The organism is Marinobacterium ramblicola, assembly GCF_019084545.1.
Classification (GTDB): Bacteria; Pseudomonadota; Gammaproteobacteria; order Pseudomonadales; family Balneatricaceae; genus Marinobacterium_D; species Marinobacterium_D ramblicola.
This window is the reverse complement of sequence record NZ_JAHREP010000009.1, coordinates 56,367-79,933: the sequence shown is the minus strand read 5'-3', so window position 1 is coordinate 79,933 and position 23,567 is coordinate 56,367. Positions and strand designations below refer to the sequence as shown.

Annotated in this window: 19 protein-coding genes; 13 read left to right on the top strand and 6 right to left on the bottom strand. The window is 59.1% G+C overall.

Annotated elements, in window-relative coordinates:
- Positions 1-14 precede the first annotated feature (14 nt).
- Complete coding sequence (amt, locus tag KQ940_RS08695; RefSeq protein ID WP_217413072.1) at positions 15-3,419, bottom strand: ammonium transporter; 3,405 nt, start codon at positions 3,417-3,419, stop codon at positions 15-17.
- Positions 3,420-4,002: 583 nt separating this feature from the next.
- Between amt and ureA the strand changes: the two genes are divergently transcribed.
- The 8 genes from ureA (at position 4,003) to KQ940_RS08655 (ending at position 11,125) form a co-directional block, all read left to right on the top strand.
- Entirely contained in the window at positions 4,003-4,305 is a 303-nt protein-coding gene (ureA, locus tag KQ940_RS08690) for an urease subunit gamma (protein WP_217413070.1), read from the top strand.
- A 9-nt stretch (positions 4,306-4,314) separates the two neighbouring features.
- Positions 4,315-4,620 (top strand): urease subunit beta, encoded by a 306-nt coding sequence (locus tag KQ940_RS08685; RefSeq protein ID WP_217413069.1) that lies wholly within the window; start codon positions 4,315-4,317, stop codon positions 4,618-4,620.
- A gap of 23 nt (positions 4,621-4,643) precedes the next feature.
- Positions 4,644-6,347, top strand: coding sequence for an urease subunit alpha (gene ureC, locus KQ940_RS08680; protein WP_217413068.1), 1,704 nt, complete (start codon positions 4,644-4,646; stop codon positions 6,345-6,347).
- A 41-nt stretch (positions 6,348-6,388) separates the two neighbouring features.
- Positions 6,389-6,850: an urease accessory protein UreE gene (gene ureE, locus KQ940_RS08675; protein WP_217413067.1), complete on the top strand. Its 462-nt coding sequence runs from the start codon at positions 6,389-6,391 to the stop codon at positions 6,848-6,850.
- Between the two features lie 23 nt (positions 6,851-6,873).
- Positions 6,874-7,116 (top strand): HupE/UreJ family protein, encoded by a 243-nt coding sequence (locus tag KQ940_RS08670; protein ID WP_217413066.1) that lies wholly within the window; start codon positions 6,874-6,876, stop codon positions 7,114-7,116.
- 4 nt (positions 7,117-7,120) lie between these two features.
- Positions 7,121-7,786: an urease accessory protein UreF gene (locus KQ940_RS08665; RefSeq protein WP_217413065.1), complete on the top strand. Its 666-nt coding sequence runs from the start codon at positions 7,121-7,123 to the stop codon at positions 7,784-7,786.
- 48 nt (positions 7,787-7,834) lie between these two features.
- Complete coding sequence (gene ureG / locus KQ940_RS08660) at positions 7,835-8,455, top strand: urease accessory protein UreG (RefSeq protein ID WP_217413063.1); 621 nt, start codon at positions 7,835-7,837, stop codon at positions 8,453-8,455.
- Between the two features lie 300 nt (positions 8,456-8,755).
- Entirely contained in the window at positions 8,756-11,125 is a 2,370-nt protein-coding gene (locus KQ940_RS08655) for a putative bifunctional diguanylate cyclase/phosphodiesterase (RefSeq protein ID WP_217413062.1), read from the top strand.
- A gap of 251 nt (positions 11,126-11,376) precedes the next feature.
- Here the strand turns inward: KQ940_RS08655 and KQ940_RS08650 are convergent, their stop codons facing one another.
- The 5 genes from KQ940_RS08650 to KQ940_RS08630 all read right to left on the bottom strand — a co-directional run bounded on the left by KQ940_RS08650 (position 11,377) and on the right by KQ940_RS08630 (position 16,737).
- Positions 11,377-12,471, bottom strand: coding sequence for a BMP family ABC transporter substrate-binding protein (locus KQ940_RS08650; RefSeq protein ID WP_217413061.1), 1,095 nt, complete (start codon positions 12,469-12,471; stop codon positions 11,377-11,379).
- 63 nt (positions 12,472-12,534) lie between these two features.
- The gene (gene gpt, locus KQ940_RS08645) at positions 12,535-13,032 is read right to left on the bottom strand and encodes a xanthine phosphoribosyltransferase (RefSeq protein WP_217413060.1); all 498 of its coding nucleotides are present in this window, start codon (positions 13,030-13,032) and stop codon (positions 12,535-12,537) included.
- A 96-nt stretch (positions 13,033-13,128) separates the two neighbouring features.
- The gene (locus tag KQ940_RS08640) at positions 13,129-14,055 is read right to left on the bottom strand and encodes an ABC transporter permease (RefSeq protein WP_217413059.1); all 927 of its coding nucleotides are present in this window, start codon (positions 14,053-14,055) and stop codon (positions 13,129-13,131) included.
- On the bottom strand, positions 14,055-15,161 hold the full coding sequence (locus tag KQ940_RS08635; protein WP_217413058.1) for an ABC transporter permease: 1,107 nt from the start codon (positions 15,159-15,161) through the stop codon (positions 14,055-14,057). Before KQ940_RS08635 ends, KQ940_RS08640 begins: the two co-directional genes overlap by 1 nt.
- A gap of 22 nt (positions 15,162-15,183) precedes the next feature.
- Positions 15,184-16,737 (bottom strand): ABC transporter ATP-binding protein, encoded by a 1,554-nt coding sequence (locus tag KQ940_RS08630; protein WP_217413056.1) that lies wholly within the window; start codon positions 16,735-16,737, stop codon positions 15,184-15,186.
- 365 nt (positions 16,738-17,102) lie between these two features.
- Here KQ940_RS08630 and xdhA point away from each other — a divergent pair, with 365 nt between their 5' ends.
- Genes xdhA through guaD form a run of 5 tightly spaced genes read left to right on the top strand, consistent with a single transcriptional unit; the run spans position 17,103 to position 23,566 of the window.
- A complete protein-coding gene (gene xdhA / locus KQ940_RS08625) occupies positions 17,103-18,548 on the top strand; it encodes a xanthine dehydrogenase small subunit (protein ID WP_217413055.1) in 1,446 nt (481 codons plus the stop codon).
- Complete coding sequence (gene xdhB / locus KQ940_RS08620) at positions 18,541-20,877, top strand: xanthine dehydrogenase molybdopterin binding subunit (RefSeq protein ID WP_246589902.1); 2,337 nt, start codon at positions 18,541-18,543, stop codon at positions 20,875-20,877. Before xdhA ends, xdhB begins: the two co-directional genes overlap by 8 nt.
- Positions 20,874-21,770 (top strand): xanthine dehydrogenase accessory protein XdhC, encoded by an 897-nt coding sequence (gene xdhC, locus KQ940_RS08615; RefSeq protein ID WP_217413053.1) that lies wholly within the window; start codon positions 20,874-20,876, stop codon positions 21,768-21,770. Before xdhB ends, xdhC begins: the two co-directional genes overlap by 4 nt.
- Positions 21,760-22,272, top strand: coding sequence for a 2-oxo-4-hydroxy-4-carboxy-5-ureidoimidazoline decarboxylase (uraD, locus tag KQ940_RS08610; protein ID WP_217413052.1), 513 nt, complete (start codon positions 21,760-21,762; stop codon positions 22,270-22,272). The genes xdhC and uraD overlap by 11 nt, the downstream gene beginning before the upstream one ends.
- Complete coding sequence (gene guaD / locus KQ940_RS08605; protein ID WP_217413051.1) at positions 22,259-23,566, top strand: guanine deaminase; 1,308 nt, start codon at positions 22,259-22,261, stop codon at positions 23,564-23,566. The genes uraD and guaD overlap by 14 nt, the downstream gene beginning before the upstream one ends.
- Position 23,567: the final 1 nt, after the last annotated feature.

The window sequence follows — 23,567 nt, the reverse complement described above, 5'->3', positions numbered from 1 at the left end:
GGGATGTATCGGCGTTAACGCGGCATCACACGTACCCGGCCCAGTTGTTCCAGTGGTTTGGGCTCACCGATCAGGTAGCCCTGGGCGTAATCGACGCCGATCTCTCGCAAAAGCCCCAGGGTTTTCAGGTCCTCGACAAACTCGGCTACAGTCTTCAGCCCCATGATATGGGCGATGTTGTTGATCGAGGCGACCATCGCCTGATCGATCTCGTTGGTTGCCATATCGCGGATGAAGATACCGTCGATCTTGACGTAGTCCACGGCAAGCTTTTTCAGGTACCCGAAAGAAGAGAGGCCGCTGCCGAAGTCATCCAGTGCGAATTGACAGCCCTGGGACCTGAGCTCTTCGATAAAGCAGGAGGCGGCTTCCGGATCGAGCATCGCCGCGGTTTCGGTGATCTCGAAACAGAGGTAGTGGGCCGGGATCCGGTGGCGCTCAATGTCGGCTTTTATCCGCTCCAGACACTCGTTGCCACCGATCGATGCGCCGGAGAGGTTGATTGCGCAGTGCAGGGGACTGTTGTCTGCGTGGAGCCGATCGCCCAGCCAGGCGAGAGTGTTGGAGATCACCCACTGGTCGATGCGCGGCATCAGGTCGTAACGTTCAGCGGCCGGAATGAACGCGCCGGGCGGTACCAGTTGGTCATGGCGATCGAGCATGCGCACAAAAATCTCGATGTGTGGTACCTGCCCGGCCTCGGAGGTCAGCGGCTCGATAACCTGATAGAAGAGCCGGAACCGGTCACTGTCGATCGCATGCTGGATATTGGCCGCCCATTGCATCTGGTCCTGGCGATGGCTGAGTTCCGCGTCATCGGGCTGATACAGGTGTACACGGTTGCGCCCCATATCCTTCGCCGCATAACAGGCGGCATCAGCGACGCTGAGCAGCTCATCAAGGGAGGGACAGTCGTGACCGAAGGGGACCAGTCCGATACTGACGCCGACGGAGAAGATCTGATTCTCCCAGGAGAAGCGGAAATCCTTGATCGTTTGGCGCAGCTGTTCGGCGATCAGTCGCCCCTGTTCCACCGGGCAGTTGGCCAACAGTATGCCGAACTCGTCACCACCGAGGCGCGCCAGTGTGTCGCCCTGACGCACCAGTGTCTTGATCTCCTGGGCGAGCTGGCGCAACAGAGCATCGCCGGCGCGGTGGCCGCAGGTATCGTTGACCAGTTTGAACTGATCCAGGTCCAGATAGCAGACCAGGTGTGTGCCGTTGTCGGTGCGTGCTGAAATGATTAACTGCTCCAGCCTGCGCTCGAACTCGCGACGATTGATCAGACCGGTTAGTGCATCGTGCACCGCCTGAAACGTCAGCTTGGCCTGCAGCTCACTGTTGCGGGTGATGTCCTGCATCGCGACAACCCAGCCCATAGGGGCGCCTTTGGCGTCGTGTAGAGGGGCACAATTGAGTTGCACCTGCGAACGCCGATTGTGCGAGCCCAGCAGACTTAGCTGACGGCTTGCGTCACCCTGAGTGCTCTCCATGCACAGCGTGGCAATCGAGAGGTTGTCGTTGTGACCATCCTGCAGACGGATCACCCGGTCGATCGGTTGACCAAAGGCATCCTCGGTTTTCCAACCGGTCAGTTGCTGAGCTACCGGATTGAGGTAGACGGTATTGAGCTGTCCATCGCAGGTGATCACCGCTTCGGTGATCGCCTCCAGCGTCACCTGAGCCAGTTCCGAATGGCGGTGCAGACGCTCCTCCATCCGCTTGCGGTCACTGATATCCCGGATGACCGCACTGTACTGAACTCCCTCGGCGGTGGGGCTTGCCGAGGTCATCACCTCAACCGGTGCCGCGCTCCCATCCTGTTTACGCCCGATCAGTTCATATGGTCCCTCATTCTGACTGGCCGCGATCAATGGCAGTAGATGGTCGATCGGCGTATGGGGGTAAAGCACCTGGTTGTCGCCGTGGAGCAGCAGACCGACCGATTGTCCAACCAGTTGGTGAGGGCTGCGGCCGAATATCTGCTCCGCGCCGGGGTTAGCGCTGGTGATGACCCCCTGTTCGCTGAAGGTGATGACTCCGTCGCGCATATCCTTGAGGATGAGCTGGGTGCGACAGATCATCCGGTTTAATTTGTCCATCACCTGATTATATTTCTGTGCGATCTGTCCCACTTCGGTGAACGGCTCAACCGGCATCTTCCGGTTCATGTCGCCGCTATGCTCCTGTTCGTTCATCGCGTAGAGCAGGTCGGTCAACTCGGTGCTGGCGCCATGCTCCGAGCTGTTGAGGCCGTCGTGCTCCGCCGCGGATGAAACACGCAGCGGCATGAACCGTCGCAGAAGTAGCAGAAACAGAAAGCTGAGGCTGAACGCCCAAAGGCCGCAGATCACAATGCCCTTTATCTGCGCCAGAATCTGCGCATGCCACTCCAGGCCTGTGCCGAGTTTTGCCGGATCTCCAAACAGACCGACGGCGAGAGTGCCCCAAATGCCGGCGCCGAGATGAACGGGGGTGGCGGATATCGCATCATCCAGTTGGAGCCTCAGCAGCAGCAACTCCATACCGCGCATGCAGAGCGCACCGACAAAGCCGATGAACGCGGCCTCTGTCGTCGTCACCGCATGGCACCCGGCAGTGATGGCGACCAGTCCGGCCAGCGTGCCGTTGATCGTCAACTGCGCTGACTGGTTGTTCTGATAGCCCAGGTACATACCGGTGATTCCGCCCATGGTCGCTGCCATCAAGGTGTTGACGATGATGCCGGGAATCGCCGTAGTAAAGGCGAGTGTGCTGCCGCCGTTAAAGCCGATCCAGCCGATGATGAACATCATCATGCCCAGCATGGCAAAAGGCAGATTACTGCTGGGGATCGGTTGCGGCTTGCCATCAACGAAACGCCCTTGGCGCGTGCCCACCAGGACGATAGCGGCCAGGGCGACCCAGCCCCCGAGGCTGTGCACCACGGTGCTGCCGGCAAAGTCGACAAACCCCTGCTTTGCGAGCCAGCCGGGCACGCCATTGAGCGAACCGCCCCAGGCCAGGTGACCGAACAGCGGGTAGATCATCACCGCGATCAGCGCGGTGAGCCAAATATAGGTGCTGAAGCGGGTACGCTCGGCGATAGCGCCGGACACGATGGTTGCGGCGGTGGCACAAAAGGTGAGCTGAAAGAAAAAGAACGCGGCGTCCCAGAACGGGCGATCGCTGAAGTCAGCCGCTATCAGGCCGAGGTCCGGTGAGAGACCGTCATGCAGACCGAACATCAGGTTGAAACCGACCAACCAGAATAGGGCGGTGGTCACGAGAAGGTCGAAGGCATTCTTGAGTGCGACGTTGATCGCGTTCTTGCTGCGCGTCAGTCCGGATTCGAGGCAGAGAAACCCTCCCTGCATAACCAGCACCAGAACGGCGGCCAGCAAGAGCCATAGGGCATCGAATGCTTGATGATCTGTCACCTCGTCCCCCTTGCAGAACTGCACCTGGCAGTTCGGGCTACATCCCTGTTGCGGCAGCAATTTGTGCGCCAACCTGAGCGATCTTCATCGGCACATCGTAATGGCGTATTTCAGCCTAGAGATGAAGATGTACGCATTAACATACACTATTTATTGATGATCTACACAGGTCATAAAATAGCCAATTACTCAGCGGGCCGGGACCTCCTCCCGTTAGCTGCACATGTCGAATTGGGCACCCATATCAGTGCATGCAGCTGTGCTATATGCACCAGATTGATGCACTGGTCGCCTTGTTGGTCCCCCGGTGGTTCACAAGCCGGCGCCGACGCCGGTAACCGGTATCGATTCGAAGCCGGCACTGCTTTATCCAAAGGCAACTATCCTGATAACTACGCGCCTGTTAACGACTCGAGCGCAGGCATTGGAGGGGCGCCGCTCCGTATGGCAGGAGTTACAGCAGGGCCAGTGCTAGATCTTTGTTTGGGAACGTATTTTGCTTAATGGGCTTTACGTGGGCTTAACCGGTTACAGGCTGATCCCGCCGCGGGCATCCGGAGACTGACACAAGTAGAGGACGATCATGGAGCTGTCACCAAGAGAGAAAGACAAACTGTTGCTGTTTACCGCCGCGCTGTTGGCGGAGCGGCGCAAGGCTCGCGGCGTTAAGCTGAACTATCCGGAGGCGGTAGCGTATATCAGCGCTGCGATCCTTGAGGGCGCACGCGACGGGCGCAGTGTCGCCGAGTTAATGGATTATGGCCGAACCCTGCTCAGCAGCGAGGATGTGATGGACGGCGTTGCCGAGATGGTCACCGAGGTACAGGTCGAAGCCACTTTTCCGGACGGCACCAAACTGGTGACCGTTCATGAGCCGATTGTTTGAGGAGGCGCTATGAAACCCGGAGAGATACTAACCGAGCCCGGTGAGATCGAACTGAATGCAGGCCGTGAAACCCTGACCATAGAGGTTGCCAATACCGGGGATCGTCCGGTACAGATCGGCTCTCACTACCATTTTTACGAAGTGAACGATGCGCTGCAGTTCGATCGTGACCAGACACGGGGGTTCCGCCTCAACATTGCCGCTGGCACAGCCGTGCGCTTTGAGCCGGGCCAGAGCCGCACGGTTGAACTGGTTGCCTACGCGGGTGCTCGCGAGGTGTATGGTTTTCAGGGCCGGGTTATGGGCGCACTCTAAGCTCGCCGCAAAAGGAGTTCAAAATGGCAACAATTTCCAGACGCGCCTACGCGGAGATGTTCGGCCCGACCACCGGGGACCGGGTACGGCTGGCCGATACCGAGCTGCTGCTTGAGGTGGAGCGGGATTTCACTACCTACGGCGAGGAGGTGAAGTTCGGTGGCGGCAAGGTAATCCGCGATGGTATGGGGCAGGGGCAGCGGCCCAGCACCCGCACCATGGATCTGGTGATCACCAATGCGCTGATCGTCGATTACTGGGGCATCGTCAAAGCCGATATCGGTATCAAGAGTGGGCGTATCGCGGCGATCGGCAAGGCCGGTAACCCCGATATCCAACCCGGCGTCGATATCGCCATCGGCGCCGGCACGGAGATCGTTGCCGGCGAAGGACAGATCATTACCGCAGGCGGGATCGACTCGCATATCCACTTCATCTGTCCGCAGCAGATCGACGAGGCGCTGTGTTCCGGCGTCACCACCATGCTCGGTGGCGGCACCGGCCCGGCAACCGGCACTAACGCCACGACCTGTACGCCGGGCCCCTGGAATATACATCGCATGCTGGAAGCCGCCGATTCGCTGCCGATGAACCTTGGCTTTCTCGGCAAGGGCAACGCCAGCCAGCCGGAAGCGCTGCGCGAGCAGATTGAGGCAGGCGCCATCGGCCTGAAGTTGCATGAGGACTGGGGAACGACCCCCGCCGCTATCGACTGCTGCCTGACGGTCGCCGACGAGATGGATGTGCAGGTCGCGATCCACACCGATACGTTGAACGAGTCCGGATTTGTCGAAACCACGTTGGCGGCGATCGATGGCCGGGTGATCCATACCTACCACACCGAGGGTGCAGGTGGTGGTCATGCACCGGATATTATCAAGGCCTGTGGCGAATCCAATATTCTACCGTCATCGACCAATCCGACCCGGCCCTACACCGTCAACACCGTCGATGAGCATCTGGATATGCTGATGGTCTGCCATCATCTGGATCCGGCTATTGCCGAAGATGTGGCGTTTGCCGAGTCCCGTATCCGCCGAGAAACCATCGCCGCGGAGGATATTCTGCACGACCTGGGCGCTTTCTCGATGATCTCCTCCGACTCCCAGGCGATGGGCCGTGTCGGTGAGGTGATTACCCGAACCTGGCAGACCGCGCACAAAATGAAGGTCCAGCGTGGTGCGCTCAAGGGCGACTCCGAGCGCAACGACAACAGCCGGATCAAGCGCTATATCGCCAAGTACACCATCAACCCGGCGCTGACTCATGGCATCGCCCACGAGGTCGGCTCGGTGGAGGTGGGGAAACTGGCGGATCTTGTGCTCTGGCGACCGGCGTTCTTCGGCACCAAGCCAAGCATGGTGATCAAGGGCGGCATGATTGCCGTCGCGCCGATGGGTGATCCCAATGCCTCCATTCCAACCCCACAACCGGTTCACTACCGTCCGATGTTCGGCAGTCTTGGCCGGGCAGTACAGAGCACGTCGATGCTGTTCATGTCCCAGGCGGCTCTAGCGGCCGGTATCCCTAGCCGGTTGGGGCTGGAGAGCCTGATCGGTGAGGTACGTGACTGCCGCACAGTGACCAAGGACAGGATGGTATTGAACGCCTACCAGCCGAAGATCGAGGTCGACTCACAGACCTATGAGGTGCGCGCCGACGGCGAGCTGTTGGTGTGCGAGCCGGCGACAGAGTTGCCCATGGCTCAGCGATACTACCTGTTCTGACGCACATGCCGGACCGGGATGAAAAAGGAATATAAAACAATATGATAAAACTTATATCGAAAGCGGATTCTAACCGTTCGCCGACAGCCAGTCTGTGCCTGCCGATCGACTCGCGTATCCGCAGCCGGTTGCGCGTTGAACTGGAGGATGGACGTGAGGCGGGACTGTTCCTGCCCCGTGGTCTGATACTGCGCGGTGGCGATCGGTTGGTCAGCGAGTGCGGCGAAGTGGTGGAAGTGGTGGCCGCTGCAGAAACTGTCTCAACCATTCGCAGCGCTGATACATTGCTGTTGATGCGCTGCGCCTACCACCTGGGTAACCGCCATGTGCCGCTGCAGGTCGAGTCCGGCATGCTGCGTTACCAGCACGACCATGTGCTCGATGATATGGTGCGGGGACTCGGTGCAGAGGTGAGCTGCGAGCAGGCTCCGTTCGAACCCGAGGCTGGGGCCTATTCCAGCGAGGGTCATCACCACCATCAACATGCTCCGCACTCCCACTGAGTTCGAACACAAGGAGTTAATTTATGCATCTGCTTAAAGATCTGTTTGTCGCTGCTGCCGTGCTGACGCCCTCGTTGAGCTTTGCTCATGAAGGCCAACACCCCGGATCCCTTATAAGTGGCTTCGGCCATGTGTTAACCGAACCCGATCATCTGGCAATGGTGGCGGGGCTGGCGGCCCTCATCGGCGGTGCGGTTATGCTGCGTCGCGCTATCTCCAAGAGGAAAAAAGCGGTAACCAAGCAGGCCGCACGTACTCAGGAGTAAGTGCGTGATATCAGACCTGCGGTTGTATCAGCTGATCAGTCCAGCCTTGCCTGTCGGTGCCTTTACCTACTCGCAGGGACTTGAATGGGCGATCGAGTGCGGTTGGGTAACCGATAAACCTAGCCTCGGTGAATGGTTGGCGTCGGTACTCGAGCACAGCGTAGCGAGTCTTGAGCTTCCGGTATTGATCAGGCTGATCGACGCTTTGGACGCTGGTGACCACCCGCGATTCAACCGCTGGTGCCGGTATCTCGTCGCCAGCAGGGAGACCAGCGAGCTAAGGGCCGAGGAGCGTCAACGCGCGCAGGCCCTAACGAGGCTGCTGCCGGCGCTGGAGGTACCGCTAGATGAAACGGTCCACCCAGGTATCGAGATCACGCAACTGGCCGGTATGGCGTTGGCCGCGAGGCAGTGGGGAATAGACGGGCGCAGCCTGTGCCGCGGTTACCTCTGGAGCTGGCTGGAGAATGCCGTTATGGCCGGCGTGAAGCTTGTTCCCCTGGGGCAGACGGATGGGCAGCAGTTACTGATGCGCCTCTCTGAGCGTCTTCCGGAGCTGCTTGACCGAGCGATAAAGATCGCAGACGACGAGGTGGGCAGCTCCACTCCGGCGCTGGCTATCGCCAGCAGTTTGCACGAAACCCAATACTCAAGGTTGTTCCGTTCATGAATGCGACGACCTTTACTGAATAATCGACTGGCAGGATAGGGTGAACATATGAGCGACTACAAAGCACCGTTACGTATCGGTGTAGGCGGGCCGGTGGGCTCCGGCAAGACAGCTCTGCTTGAGGTGCTGTGCAAAGCGATGAGGGACAGTTACAGCATCGCGGTAGTGACCAATGACATCTATACCCAGGAGGATGCCAAGATCCTGACCCGCGCCCAGGCACTCCCGGAGGACCGAATCCTGGGGGTTGAGACAGGCGGTTGCCCGCATACCGCAATCCGCGAGGATGCCTCCATGAACCTGGCGGCAGTCGAGGAGCTGGCGAGGCGTCATGTTGATCTGGATCTGGTCTTTGTGGAGAGCGGCGGCGACAATCTCAGTGCCACATTCAGCCCGGAACTTGCCGATCTGTGCATCTACGTTATCGATGTGGCGGAGGGGGAGAAAATACCGCGCAAAGGCGGCCCGGGCATCACCAAGTCCGATCTGTTGGTGATCAACAAGATCGACCTTGCCCCCTACGTAGGGGCAGACCTGGCAGTCATGGAATCCGACACCCAACGAATGCGCGGCGAGCGGCCCTATGTTTTCACCAATCTCAAGGAGGGCAAGGGCTTGGACACCATCATCGACTTTATCGTGCGCCAGGGAATGCTCGATGCTGCGTAAGACCTGAGACCCCTCGTTATTGGACAAAGGAACAGTTGTAATTATTTTACAGTAATCGCATTATGTCCCTCCTGCTGGCGTATGGGACAACTCGCTGCATGATGTGCACGAGTGGCTGGCAGGATGCCCACGGATTACAAAAATATAAAAACACGGGATCCGACTTTATGCTGCTCAAAGCTCCGCTTTTAGCTGGAGTTCTGCCGTCAAAACAGGACCTTAGTGGTCAGTATTGCCACTATTCTGTTACATCTGGATGTGTGATGAGTCGGAGTCTTCCTGCTGTGGGGAGGGCCGACGATGGCGGTTAATCCTCCTAGACTTCAGCGCTATCACTCTGCTCACAGCAAGCTGTCGCTACTCCTGATCGGCTGTATCGTTCTCGCCCTGGGTGCGAGCTTCCTGTATAGCAATTACACAGCGCGTGACGCGTTTCGCTACCAGCTCGACGATCGATTTAGCTCTCTGCAAACCTATGCAGATCTGTTGTCCACTCCCGTGATGAGTGACGATGGCCGTCAAGTGCTTGGCCTGCTTGAACTGATCAGGAAAGATCCCGATGTTTTGAGGGTGGAGGTCCTTGATGCCGATGTGCATTCCATCGCCAGTAGTGAATCGGAAAAGTATGGCCAGGTGCAGGTAGAAAGCCGGATCGTCGTGCCGATCCAAACGCAGAACGCAGATACCGAAGCAGGTTGGCTGGTGGCTGAGGTCAGTGCCGAGAGTTTCTATCAGCAGCAGCATGGGCGTATTAAAGATAGTCTGTTAACCCTGTTCCTGATCATCGTCACCATCGTCCTGTCGCTGCTGATTTTTCAGATGCGGGTGGTCAATCGCCCGCTGCAGAACCTGTTGAACTCTATTCGCCGCTCCCGTGAAAGTGGTGAGTTTGTGCGGGTGAGCAACCGGCTACCCAACGACGAATTCGGTATTATCATCAAGGCATACAACGAACTGCTTGAAGAGGTCGACAAAAAGCACCGCTCACTAAAAGAGAGCGAAAGCCGTTATCGCCACCTGTATAACCAGACGCCGGCACTCCTGTTCAGCCTCTCGCCTACAGGGGTTATCGAGAGTGTCAGCGAGCACTTTCTCAGCCATTTGGGCTATGCGAATGACAGCATAATCGGTCAGCCGTTGAGGTCGCTGCTATGTGAAGCCAGCGAAAGGCCGCGCATCGATCAGCTTCTCGTGGAGATCTCGACACGTCAGACCGCGCAGGCTTACCTCAAGATCATCAATGCCAAGGGTGAAATCCACTCCATGCGCATCGACGCGACTCCACGTCCGGATGGCTTGGGCGCGCTCGGCGTGATGACCGATATCACCAGCCTGGACGAGGCGCTGAGCACCATCGAACGGCAGGCCAACTTCGATGCGCTGACCGGGCTACCGAACCGCCATTTCTTCAAACTGCTGCTGGATGAGCAGCTATCTGTCGACGAGATTCGTGACGAGGGGCTGGCGCTGCTGTTCGTCGATCTGGATCGATTCAAGTATGTCAACGACACCCACGGCCATCATACCGGAGACAAGCTGCTCACCGCCGCAGGCAAGCGGATTCAGGCCTCATTGCCGGGGGGCGATTTCGTGGCGCGGCTCGGTGGTGACGAGTTCGCGGTTCTGGTTCATGGCAATACCGACGAAGAGTCGCTGACCCAGCTTGCGCTGCAGCTTATCAAGGAGCTTGAGGGCTCGTTCCTCATCGATCAGTGCACCATGCATATCTCGGCATCGGTGGGTATCGCGATCAATCGCGGCGAGGGCTGTACCCCCGATATGCTGCTCAAGAGCGCGGATCTTGCAATGTACCGTGCCAAATCGGAAGGGCGGGGACGTGCCTGCATCTTCGTTCCCGAAGATGAGCAGCGCACCCTGCATCGGGTGAATACCGAGTCGATGCTGCGCGAGTCCCTGGCTGAAGGGTATTTCGAGCTCCATTATCAGCCCGTAGTGTCGATGGGACATCAGATGGTCGTAGGCGCCGAGGCGCTGGTACGGCTTAGACATCCCGAGATGGGGCTTCTGGCGCCAGGTGAGTTTATTGACGTCGCCGAGGAGACCGGGCTGATCGTGCCGCTTGGTGAATGGGTGCTTGAAGAGGGGTTGCGCCAACTGAGCATTTGGCACCGGGAGCATGCCAGCGCAATCTACCTGTCGATCAACGTGTCAGGCAAGCAGTTACAGGACTACCGTTTTGTGCGTACGCTTGAAACGCTGCTAAGCCGCTACCGCATCAGACCGGGATACCTGATCCTGGAGATTACCGAGTCGATGCTGATGCATCACACGGATCATACGCTCGAGGTCATGAACAGGCTGAAGCGGCTCGGTTGTTTGTTGTCCATCGATGACTTCGGCACCGGCTACTCCTCTCTCAGCTACCTGCAGAAGTTCCCGCTGGATATCCTGAAGATCGACCGATCCTTCGTAACGGATATTGAGAGCAACAAGACTCACCGAGCCCTGGTCACCGCAATCATTACCATGAGTCGATCACTGAACCTCAGGGTTATTTGCGAAGGTATCGAGACTTCGCAACAGATGGAAATTCTGAAAGGGATGCGCTGCCAGATGGGACAAGGCTACTATTTTTCCAAGCCTCTACCCGCCTGCCGATTCACGGACAACTATCTTCCCGGAACGTACCAGGCAACATCTGCAAGTTAAAAAAAGCCTGCCCCATCGGGCAGGCTGTAATGCCGTGATAACCGGAATGCAGGAAGTTGGGACACCTGTTTCCGGCGAAGCCTGTCAAAGCATGATCATCGTAATGCGAATCACTATCAATAGCAACAATAGAGTTTCTGTTTTGGGGTTTTCAATAGCGCAATCGTTAAAAGTCATGCCCGTCGCGGAATAGAGGAGGGCTGCACCAGGCAGCCCTCTATAGTTTTCTAAACAGGTTATCGGCCGGCTTGTTACTTAGGCAGTTCGCCGTTTACACCCTCGACATACCAGTTCATTTTCTCCAGCTCCTCCCAGCTCAGCACCTCACCCTCGGCCACCTTCAGTTCACCCGCCTGGTTATTGATAGGGCCGGCAAAGGGATGAACGGTGCCATCCTTGATACCGGCGATCAACTCCTGGGCTTTTGCGGAAACGTCGGCCGGGATCGCCTCATTGAATGACGGGATCACAATCGCGCCTTCTGCCATCCCTTCAACCATTGCCGAGCTTTCCCAGCTTCCATCCATCACCTTCTGGGTTTCGGCAATATAGTGAGGAGCCCAATCATCGATCACCGAGAGCAGGTGAGCTTTAGGTCCGAAGCTCGACATGTCGGATGCCTGTCCAACGGCAAACTTGCCGCGACGCTCTGCTGCCTGCATCGCAGCCGGGCTGTCGGTGTGCTGCAGAATCACATCCACACCCTGGTCCATCATCGCATTGGCGGCGTCTGCCTCTTTACCCGGATCGAACCAGCTGTTGACCCAGATGATCTTGAGTTCCGCATCCGGGTTGTACTTGTTCAGCGCCATCTGCACCGCGTTGATGTCGCGGACCACTTCCGGAATCGGGAAGGAGGCGATATAGCCGATCTTGTTGCTCTTGGTCATCTGCGAGGCCACATAGCCGGCCACGTAACGCCCTTCATAGGTTTTGCCTATGTAGGTCGCCAGGTTCTTGCTCAGCTTGTAACCGGTGGCGTGTTCGAACTTGACCTTGGGATACTGCTTGGCCACCTTGACCGTCGGGTTCATAAAACCGAAAGAGGTGGTGAAGATCAGCTCGTGACCGCTCTGGGCCAGGTTGCGGATTACACGCTCGGCATCGGCACCCTCGGGTACGTTCTCGACGTAAGTGGTTTTCACCTTATCGCCGAAATGCTTCTCCACCGCCAGGCGGCCCTGGTCGTGCTGGTAGGACCAACCGTGATCCCCGATCGGGCCGACATAGACGAATCCGACCTTGAGCGGCTCTTCAGCGGCTACCTGCCCGCTGAGCAGTGCTGTACCCAATCCTATGCCTGCGGCGATGCCGGTCAGCAGCTTGTTGAATTGACGACGTTTCATGCAGCGATCTCCTTTGCGTTGAGCTATCTACCATCGAGCGGTTTTGGAAGGTGTTTACAGTGTCTACTTTTCGCGATCAGCCAAAGGCGTGGCGAAGGTATAGGCCATATCCCAGGGGAAGCGGATCCAGGTGTCCTGGCTGACTTCGGTGATAAAGGTGTCCACCAGCGGCTTGCCGGCCGGTTTGGCGTACAGTGTGGCAAAGTGCGCCTTGGGCAGCATTTCACGCACGTACTTGGCTGTTTTGCCGGTATCCACCAGATCATCGACCAGCAGCATACCCTCGCCGTCGCCCTCCACCGATTTGAGCACGTTCAACTCGCCCTGACTCGCCTCAGTGCCGGCCTCATCACTTTTGCCGTAGCTGGTGACACAAACGGTATCGATCAGGCGGATATCCATTTCGCGGGCCAGGATCGCCGCCGGAACCAGGCCGCCACGAGTGATGGCGATGATCCCTTTCCAGGGCCCCTTGTCGAGCAGGCGTAGAGACAGTGCCCGAGCGTTACGATGCAGCTCGTCCCAGGAAACGGGGAAATCCATCTGATAGGGATGGCTCATCTTGAATCTCCTTGCAGGTAAAAACGGCAAATACTAACCAGTTGGTCAAATAATGCCACTAACATATGTGCGATATCCCGACTGTTGGGATTTAGATCAACTGTTGGCATGGAACGGCTTGCCTAGGGAGATCGGCGCCAGCAGCCTAGCCCGGACCTGGTTGCGCGACAGCAGCACCAGTACCAGGATCGTCGCGGCATAGGGCAGGGTGGCCAGCAGGTTGGAGGAGATGGAGAAGCCCAGCCCCTGGAACACCAGATGGAGGATGCTGGCGAGGCCGAACAGCCAGGCGCCGAGCAGCACCCGTTCCACCTTCCAGCTGGCAAACACCACCAGTGCCAGTGCAATCCAGCCGCGTCCGGCGCTCATATTTTCGGCCCACAGGGGAGTATAGGCGATCGACAGATAGCCACCGGCAAGGCCCGCCATGGCGCCGCCGAACATCACCGCGAAGTAGCGGGTACGCATCACCGGCAGACCGATGGCGTTGGCAGCATGCGGATTTTCACCCACCGCCTTGACCACCAAGCCGGCTCGTGACGAGCGGAAGAACCAGTACACCGCAAAAAACAGCGCGAACGACAGGTAAACCACCAGGTCCTGGGCAAACAGCATCTTGCCGATCAGCGGGATCTCGCTGAGCAGCGGCAGAGCGAATGGATCGAGGCCGTCGATCGGCTTGCCGACAAACTCACTGCCAATAAACGCGGACAGACCCGTGCCGAAGATGGTCAGTGCCAGGCCCGTGGCGACCTGGTTGGCACTGAACCCCAGCGCGATCAGGCCGAACAGCAGGGACATGGAGACGCCGGCAAGGATCGCCAGCAGGAAACCGATTATCAGGCTGCCGCTTAACAGGGCCGCCACGAAGCCGACCACGGCGCCCATCAGCAGCATACCCTCCTGACCCAGATTAAGTACGCCGCTCTTTTCGCAGACCAGTTCACCGAGCGCGACCAGTAGCAGGGGCGTTCCGGTACGGACCATCGCATAGAGAATATTGGAAAGCAGATCGATATCCATCAGCGAGCAGTCTCCTCTTGGATGGCGATGGTTTCAGCGACAGGCTTTGCCAGCGCTGGAATGCGGATACGGAAGTTGATCAGTACGTCGCAGGCGAGCAGGTAGAACAGCAGCATGCCCTGAAACAGACCGGTCAGTGCGATCGGCAGACCGAGGTTGATCTGGGCCATCTCGCCGCCCATGTAGATCAGCGCCATCAGCAAACCCGCGAGCAGGATACCGACCGGATGCAGGCGACCGAGAAAGGCGACGATGATGGCGGCGTAACCGTAGCCCGGAGAGATCTGCGGTACCAGTTGCCCGAGCGGGCCGGTGACTTCGCCGACACCGGCCAGCCCCGCCAGCGCACCGCTGATCAGCAGCGCGATCCAGGTCAGGCGTTTTTCGCGGAAGCCCGCCAGGCGTGCAGCCCGTGCATCCAGCCCCAGCACCTTGATCTGGAAGCCGAGAAAGGAGCGGCTGAGCAGGACCCATACCGCCACCAGCGCAAGCAGAGCGAACAGCATGCCGTAATGGACACGGGTGCCTTCGATCAGGGTCGGCAGCAGCGCAGAATCGGAGAACATAGCCGATTCCGGGAAGTTGAACCCCTCGGGGTCCTTCAACGGACCATGCACCGCCCAGATCAGCAGATTCAGCGCAATGTAGTTGAGCATGATCGTGGTCAGGATCTCATTGGCGTTGAAGTGGGTTTTCAGCCAAGCGGCCAACGCCGCCCACAGCGCGCCGCCGAACATACCGCTGAGCAGTACTACAGGCAGCACCCAGCCACCCTCGGCGTCGATCAGTTGCAGTGCACAGGCGCTGCCGATCAGTCCACCCATCAGCAGTTGACCTTCGGCACCGATATTCCACACCTTGGCCTTGAACACCACCGACAGACCGATAGCACAGAGCAGGATCGGCGCCGCCTTGACGAACAGTTCGGACACACCGTACAGGTCGGCGACCGGCAGGATCAGCAGCGTATGCAGGGCCTCGATCGGATCCTGGCCGAGCAGGGCGAATAGAGTGGCGCCGCTGACCAGTGTCAGTACACCGGCGAGAACCGGCGATAGCCAGGCCATTAGCTTGGAGTGCTGGCCGCGGGGTTCCAGTTTGATCATTGTTTATCCTCTTGGCTGCACATCAGGCACTAGCGGTTTCGGCTGGCGTCATCGACTCTCCGAAATCGCCGGCCATCCAGCGCCCCACCTCGGTGATACTGGTTTGCGGCGTGGCTTTGATCGGCGACAGGCGGCCGTGACAGAGCGCACCGATACGGTCGGAGATCTGAAACAGCTCGTCGATATCCTCGGACACCACCAGAATCGCAGCACCCTGATCGCGCAGCTCGATCAGCGCTTTGTGAATCGCCGTCGCCGCGCCGATATCCACGCCCCAGGTCGGATGGGCCGCGATCAGCAGCTTGGGTTGCTGCATGATCTCCCGGCCGATAATGAATTTTTGCAGGTTGCCGCCCGAGAGACTGGCAGCGTGGGTTTCCGTGCCCGGTGTCTTGACCCGGTAGCGCTCGATAATCTGCTCGGCAAAGTCTCGAGTCTTGCCGTGGGCGATCAGACCGCGCTTGACCAGCCCGGTCAAAAAACCGGTGAGCAGGGCGTTATCCTTCAGGCTCATATCCGGCACGGCACCGCGGCCCAACCGCTCCTCGGGCACGAAGGCCATGCCGGCAGCGCGTCGCTGGCGCGGCGACAGCTGGCCTACCGCGCCGTGCGGGAAGTGGATCGCATCGTGGTTTTCGATCTCGTCTTCGCCGCTCAGTGCGCCGAGCAGCTCCTCCTGGCCATTACCGGCGACTCCGGCGATGCCGAGGATCTCACCGGCCTGGACATCGAAACTGATCGACTGCAGGTCGACGCCGAATGGATCCTCGCTGAGTCGGGTCAGGCCTCTGACCTGAAGGAAGGGCTCTCGCCCCTGTACCTTGGGGTAGTCGGTGCTGATCGGCGTATCATCGCCCACCATCATCCGGGCCAGGCTCTCCGAGCTCTCCTCGGTGGGGATGCACTCGCCGGACACGCGCCCGGAACGCAGAATGGTGGCGCGGTGACACAGAGCCCGTACCTCATTGAGCTTATGGCTGATAAAGAGGATGGAGCAGCCCTCTTCGGCCAACTGACGCAGGGTCACGAACAGCGTTCCCACCTCCTGCGGGGTCAGTACCGAAGTGGGCTCGTCGAGGATCAGCAGCTTGATCGGTTGTACCAGGCAGCGCACGATCTCGACGCGCTGGCGCTCGCCAACCGACAGGCTGTGCACTTCGCGGTCCGGGTTTAGCGCCATGCCATACTTCTCTGACACTTCACGGATCCTCTCGGCCAGTGCGGGCAGGTCACCGGCATCCTCACCCAGCGCAAGCGCGATGTTTTCAGTGACGGTCAGCGTTTCGAACAGGGAAAAGTGCTGGAACACCATACCGATGCCCAGTTTGCGTGCATGAGCCGGGTCACGGACATCGATCGGCAAACCGTCCCACAGCAGCTCGCCGTGGTCGGGTTTGACCAGTCCGTAGATCACCTTCATCAGCGTACTCTTGCCTGCACCGTTTTCGCCCAGCAGGGCATGGATCTCGGCCGCTTCGATATTGAGATCGATGGCATCGTTGGCGACGCAACCCGGGTAGATCTTGGTGATCCCGCGCAGTGTCAGACGGGGAGGGGTAATATGTGGTTCAGCCATGGACTCCGCTCTTCTGTTTCAACCTGCACGAACCTGTCTTAGCCTTAGGATGGTTGGTGCGCTCTCCGATATGCAAAAAGCTGACCATGTGGTCATATTAATTCTTGTTGGGCTATCTATCCTGCTTTTCATCTCACTGCACGGTCAGCGATGGCAGGCTTGATGCACTGTTCTGCGATACCTGACTAACCGGACAATATTTTACGATGCGAATTATACCGGCCTTTATACCGAATGACTGCACTTCAATTGCAGACCGGCAATGCGCTGAAGGCGTAGTTATAAACTAGTATACAAACAGGTAGTTAGTGCGCTCTCATCAGTCGATACCTGAGCCCTTTTTCAATCGGAACGAGACCATCCCGATGATCCGCTTTCTTTTCAATGAACAGGAGTTCACCCTTGATGAGTGTTCTCCGGAGCTGACCATTCTGGAGTACCTGCGCACGGTCTTGGTGCGCAGGGGCACCAAAGAGGGGTGTGCATCGGGCGACTGCGGCGCCTGTACTGTCGTCGTGGCGGAGCCGGACGGGGAGCGCCTGCGATATTCGACGCTGAACAGCTGCATAACCTTCGTTGGCACTCTACATGGCAAACTGCTGTTGACGGTGGAACATCTGCAAAGCAGCGGTCAGTTGCACCCGGTGCAGCAGGCGATGGTCGATCTGCACGGCTCGCAGTGCGGTTTCTGTACGCCCGGCTTCATCATGTCGATGTTTGCGCTGTACAAGTCGATCGACTCGCCCTCGCGTAGCGATATCGAGCGAGCGCTGGCCGGCAACCTGTGCCGCTGCACCGGCTATCGGCCGATCATCGATGCCGCGCTGAGCCTGGCCGGTCGCGGCGGGCAGGATGGTTTCTCGTCACATGAAGCGCTTATCGGTGCCAGACTGCGCAAGATCCGTGAAGACCACCCCAGTGGTTCTCTGCAGCTAGGCGATCACCGTTTCTTTGTTCCCGCCAGCAGCGATGAGCTAGCCGCGCAGCTACAGGCGTACCCCGGCGCACAGATGGTTGCCGGCGGTACTGACCTGGCGTTAAGTGTCACCCAGCAACTTGAGCAACCTAAGGTGTTGATCTATACCGGTGCGGTGGCCGAACTCAATGCGATCAGTGAGACCGAGGGCAGCCTGTTGGTCGGCGGTGCCGTCAGTTACACCCGGCTGGAACCCTTCCTGCAGAAACACTATCCCGAGTTCGGCCATCTGCTCGACCGCCTCGGTTCGTTGCAGATCCGCAACCAGGGCACCCTGGCCGGCAACGTCGCCAACGCCTCTCCAATCGGCGATACGCCGCCGGTGCTGCTGGCCTTGGGCGCCAAACTGCATCTACGTAGCGGCAACCGCTGCCAGGTGATCGGGATCGATGACTTCTTCACCGGTTACCGGCAGACGGCGCTGCCTGAGAACGGTTTTATCGAACAGATCGAGATCCCGCTGCAGCCGGAGCAGCTGCTGAAGGTATTCAAGGTCTCCAAACGCCTGGATGATGACATCTCCGCGGTCTGCGCCGCGTTTAGCCTGCGACTGGAGCAGGGCATCGTAACCGAGGCGCGACTGGGCTTTGGCGGCATGGCGGCAACACCAGCCCGGGCGCTCAACGCCGAGAAGGCACTGATCGGGCAACCGTTTACCGAGCGGGGCATAGAAGCGGCTCAGCAGGCGCTGGGACAAGACTTTTCGCCTATCGATGACGTGCGCGCAACCGCCGAGTATCGTCTCCTCGTAGCCCGTAACCTGCTGCTGCGAGCGGTGCTGGAACAAGACCAACGCTATGCAAGTCAGCCCTTGGAGGTGGTTCAGTATGCCTAATCCATCTACACGGACCGACAGGGCGACAGGCCAGCCTCGCGCCCATGAAAGCGCAACCAAGCACGTTTCCGGGCAAGCCACCTATGTGGACGATATTGTCGAGCCGCGAGGGTGCCTGTACGCGGCGGTCGGCTACTCAAGTATCGCGCGTGGCCATATTCGCACCCTCGATCTCAGCGGTGTCCTAGCGAGCGAGGGTGTTGTCGATCTGCTGGAACTGGCTGACGTACCAGGCCACACCGATATCGGCCCGGTGTTTCCCGGCGATCCACTGTTGACGTCTGATGAGATTCGTTATGTCGGTCAGCCGATATTTGCCGTGGCGGCGACTACTGAGCTACAGGCACGACGGTCGGTAAAACATGCGGTGATCGAATACGAAGCGAAGGCGCCGCTGCTCGATGTGACACATGCGTTGAAAGAGCTGGCGTTCGTGCGTCCCTCTCACCGGATGCAGCGGGGCGATGCGCGCAGTGAGATCGAAGACGCACCGCTCAAGCTGGAGGCGGAGCAGCATCTGGGCGGTCAGGAACATTTTTACCTCGAAGGGCAGGCGACCTTGGCGGTGCCGGGCGAGGATGGCGGCATGCTGGTGTACTGCTCCACTCAGCACCCCAGCGAGGTGCAAAAGCTGGTGGCCGAGGTACTGAACGTGCCGGCCAACCGCATCACCGTCGATATGCGCCGCATGGGCGGCGGATTCGGCGGCAAGGAGACCCAAGCCGCCCCCTGGGCCTGCCTGGCGGCATTGCTGGCCAGCAAAAGCGGACGCGCGGTCAAGCTGCGGCTGCCCCGTTGCGACGATATGCCGATGACCGGTAAACGCCACCCGTTCTACAATCGCTACCGGATAGGGTTTGACCTGCTGGGCCGGCTGCTTGGCGCAGAGATCACGGTAACCGGCAACTGCGGACACTCACCCGATCTGTCCGATGCGATAGTCGATCGCGCCATGTTCCACGCCGATAATGCTTACTTCATTCCCGCGGTCAGTATCGACGGACACCGCTGCATGACCAATACCGTATCCCATACCGCGTTTCGCGGCTTCGGCGGGCCCCAGGGGATGATGATCATCGAACGCGCCATGGACGATATCGCCCGCACCGTGGGCCGGGATCCGCTGGATGTGCGCAAGCTTAACCTATATGGCGGCCCCGGTCGGGACCTTACACCCTACCACCAACAGGTCGAGCACAACCTGCTGCCGGAGCTGATCGAGCAGCTGGAAATAAGCAGCGATTATCGCCAGCGACGGGAGGAGATTCGTCAGTGGAACCGGTCCAATCCGGTGCTCAGGCGGGGGCTTGCGCTGACTCCGGTCAAGTTCGGTATCTCGTTTACCGTGCAGCACCTGAACCAGGCGGGGGCATTGCTGCATATTTATACCGATGGCAGCATCCAGCTGAATCATGGCGGTACCGAGATGGGCCAGGGGCTACACACCAAGGTGGTGCAGATCGTCGCCGAGACATTGTCGGTGGCGCCGGAACAGATCCAGGTCACCGCAACCCGCACCGACAAGGTACCGAATACCTCACCGACCGCCGCCTCCAGCGGTACCGATCTGAACGGACAGGCGGCACGCAACGCCGCGATAGAGTTGAAGCAGCGGATCAGCCAATGCATCGCGGAACAGAAGGGCGAGGAGATAGACACAGTCAGGTTCTACAAGGGGCGGGTGTACTGGAGCGACAGCGATTCGATCAGCTTTGCCGAAGCGGCCCAGCTCGCTTATATGAACCGCGTTTCGCTGTCGGCCACCGGCTACTACCGCACACCGAAGATCTGGTATGACCGGGAGCATGCAAGGGGCCGTCCGTTCTTCTATTTTGCCAATGGCGCCGCTGTCTCCGAGGTGGTGATCGATACGCTGACCGGGGAGTACCGGGTACTGGCGGTCGATATCCTGCACGACGTCGGCCGCAGCCTGAACCCCGGCGTGGATATAGGGCAGATCGAGGGCGGTTTTATCCAGGGCATGGGCTGGCTGACCACCGAAGATCTGAAATGGAACGCCGAGGGCCAGCTGATCAGCAACAGCCCCGCCAACTACAAGATTCCCGCAATCAGCGACACACCACCCCGATTCAAGGTAGCGCTGTTCAAGCGCGACAACGCCGAAGCGACCATCTATAACTCCAAGGCGGTGGGCGAGCCTCCGTTTATGCTGGCGATCTCGGTCTGGTCGGCGCTGCGCGATGCCATATCGAGCCTGTCGGATTACCGTATCAGCCCAGACCTCGATACACCGGCAACACCGGAGCGGGTGCTGCGTGCCGTAATGCGAACCCGTGAGGCAAGGAGTCAAAAAGGAGGAGAGCCATGATCGGATGGGGCGAAGCTCTGGCGGAGCTGCAGCGCAGAGGTGAAGCCTATGTCATGGTCACACTGATCGGCACCCGTGGCTCAACACCGCGGGAGAGCGGCACCAAGATGATCGTCACCGCAGAACACAGTTTCGATACCATTGGTGGCGGCAATCTGGAGTTCCAGGCGATCGCTCATGCTCGCGAGCTGCTCTGCACCGACGCCGATAGTCAAAGCCTCAGGCAGTATCCCTTGGGTGCGAGCCTGGGCCAATGCTGCGGCGGTCAGGTCTCTGTTCTGTTTGAGCACTTTGCCGCCCGCGGTCGATCACTGCTGGTGTTCGGCGCCGGACATGTGGCGCAGGCCCTGATACCGATCCTGGCTGAACTGCCGCTGCGCATCCGTTGGGTCGATAACCGTGCAACGCAGTTTCCAGCGCCGATACCCAAGCAGGTTGAAGTCTGCATCAGCGATGATCCGGTCGAAGAGGTCGAGCGGGCATCTCCGGGGCATTGGATGCTGGTGCTGACGCACAACCACCAGCTCGACTATGAACTGACCGAAGCTGCATTGAAGCGGGATGATATAGGTTATCTGGGGGTGATCGGTTCGCAAACCAAGGCACGCCGGTTTCGCCAGCGCCTGGCCCATCGTGGCTTCTCCGACGCACAGATCGATAAGCTGATCTGTCCGGTGGGGCTAGAGGATGTCGGCGGTAAAAGACCGATGGAGGTGGCCGTGTCGATCTCTGCACAGCTGATCTCGAAATATCAATCACAAACGGCCGACAGCCCCAAACGCACCGGTGTCGAGTGGCGGGAGCTGCAATCACTATTGGCCGAAGAGGCTGAAACGGCCGATGACAACCATGAAACAGATCCACTATCGACCAGGAGTCGGGATGACAATTGAACAGTTGAACCAGCTTAGCCCCGAGCAATGTATCGATACCCTGCGCCAGTGTTGTGTCAGTACGCGCTGGCTGGAGGGGATGGAAGCAGCAAGACCCTTTGCCACACCTGACACGCTATATGACAGCGCCGAGCGGATCTGGTCTGCCCTGTCGATGCCCGATTATCTCGAGGCGTTTGAAGGGCACGCCAGGATCGGCGACCTGGAAACCTTGCACACCTCATATGCCAACACCAAAGCGTTGGTGGCAGCTGAACAGTCGGCCGCCGTTCAAGCCTGCGACGAGGTACTGAACGCGTTGGCCGAGGCCAATCGCGAGTATGAGGCCCGTTTCGGTTTCATCTTTATCCTTGATGCCAGCGGCAAAACTGCACAAGAGATACTGGAGTCGCTCAACCAGCGGCTGGATAACGACCTGATCAGCGAGTTGGCGATCGCCGCCACCGAGCAGGCCAAGATCACCCGGCTTCGCCTGCAAGGGTTACTCGATGGCCGGTCATAAGGCGCTTCGCGGCCAGCTACTCTACTTCGTCGATGATCCTGCCTCAGCGGGGGAGGACGCCTGGGTCCACCATGCAGACGGTATCATCTGGATCGAGAACGGGCTGATCAAACTCGCGGATGACGCCGAAAGGGTGTTGCCGCAACTGCCTGGCGGTACCGAGATCGAAATCTACCAACATCACCTGCTGGTACCGGGTTTTATCGATACCCATATCCACTATCCGCAGACGGAGATGATTGCCGCCTACGGCGAGCGCCTGCTGGAGTGGCTGGAAACCTACACCTTTCCGGTGGAGAGCAAGTTCGACGACCCGGGCTATGCCGGCGAGATCGCCACCGTGTTTCTCGACGAACTGCTGCGCAACGGCACCACGACCGCACTGGTGTTCGGTACGGTGCACCCGGAGTCAGTGGATGCGTTCTTCAACGAAGCGCAGCGGCGCAACCTGCGCATGATCGCCGGCAAGGTGATGATGGACCGCAATGCCCCCGACTATATCCGCGACGAGGCGGAGCAGAGCTACCGTGACAGCAAGGCGCTGATCCAGCGCTGGCACGGGGTCGACCGCCTGCAGTATGCCGTAACGCCCCGTTTCGCGCCGACCAGCAGCGATCGGCAACTGGAACTGGCCGGACGCCTGTTGCGTGAACACCCCGGCGTTTATCTACATACCCATCTGGCCGAAAACCCGGAGGAGTGCGCCTGGGTGGCAGAGCTGTTCCCGCAGGCGAAGCACTACCTGGACGTCTATGACCAGGCGGGGCTGCTGACCCGGCGCAGCGTATTTGCACACGGCATCCATCTCTGTGATGACAGCTGCAAACGACTCAGTGACAGCGGTTCGGCCATCGCTCACTGTCCAACCTCGAACCTGTTTCTCGGTTCCGGTCTGTTCGAGCTGGACCGGCTGACGGAGCAGGGGGTCAATATCGGCATCGGCACCGATGTCGGCGGCGGCACCAGCTTTTCGATGCTGCAGACCCTGGCCGATGCCTACAAGATTCAGCAGCTGAGAGGGCGCAAGCTCGACCCCTTGCGTGCGCTCTACCTGGCCACGCTCGGTGGCGCCCGGGCGCTGGATCTGGAAGATAAGATCGGCAGCTTCCGCAGCGGCTGCGAAGCGGACCTTATCGCGCTGGATCTGCACGCCACCCCCTTGCTGAAGTTTCGCACCGATCGCTGCAGCAGCCTGTTTGAAACACTGTTCGTGCTCAACACCCTGGGTGACGACCGGGCGATCGCGCAAACCTGGATACTGGGCGAGGTCGTCCACAGAAGGGGCATGGCGTGAT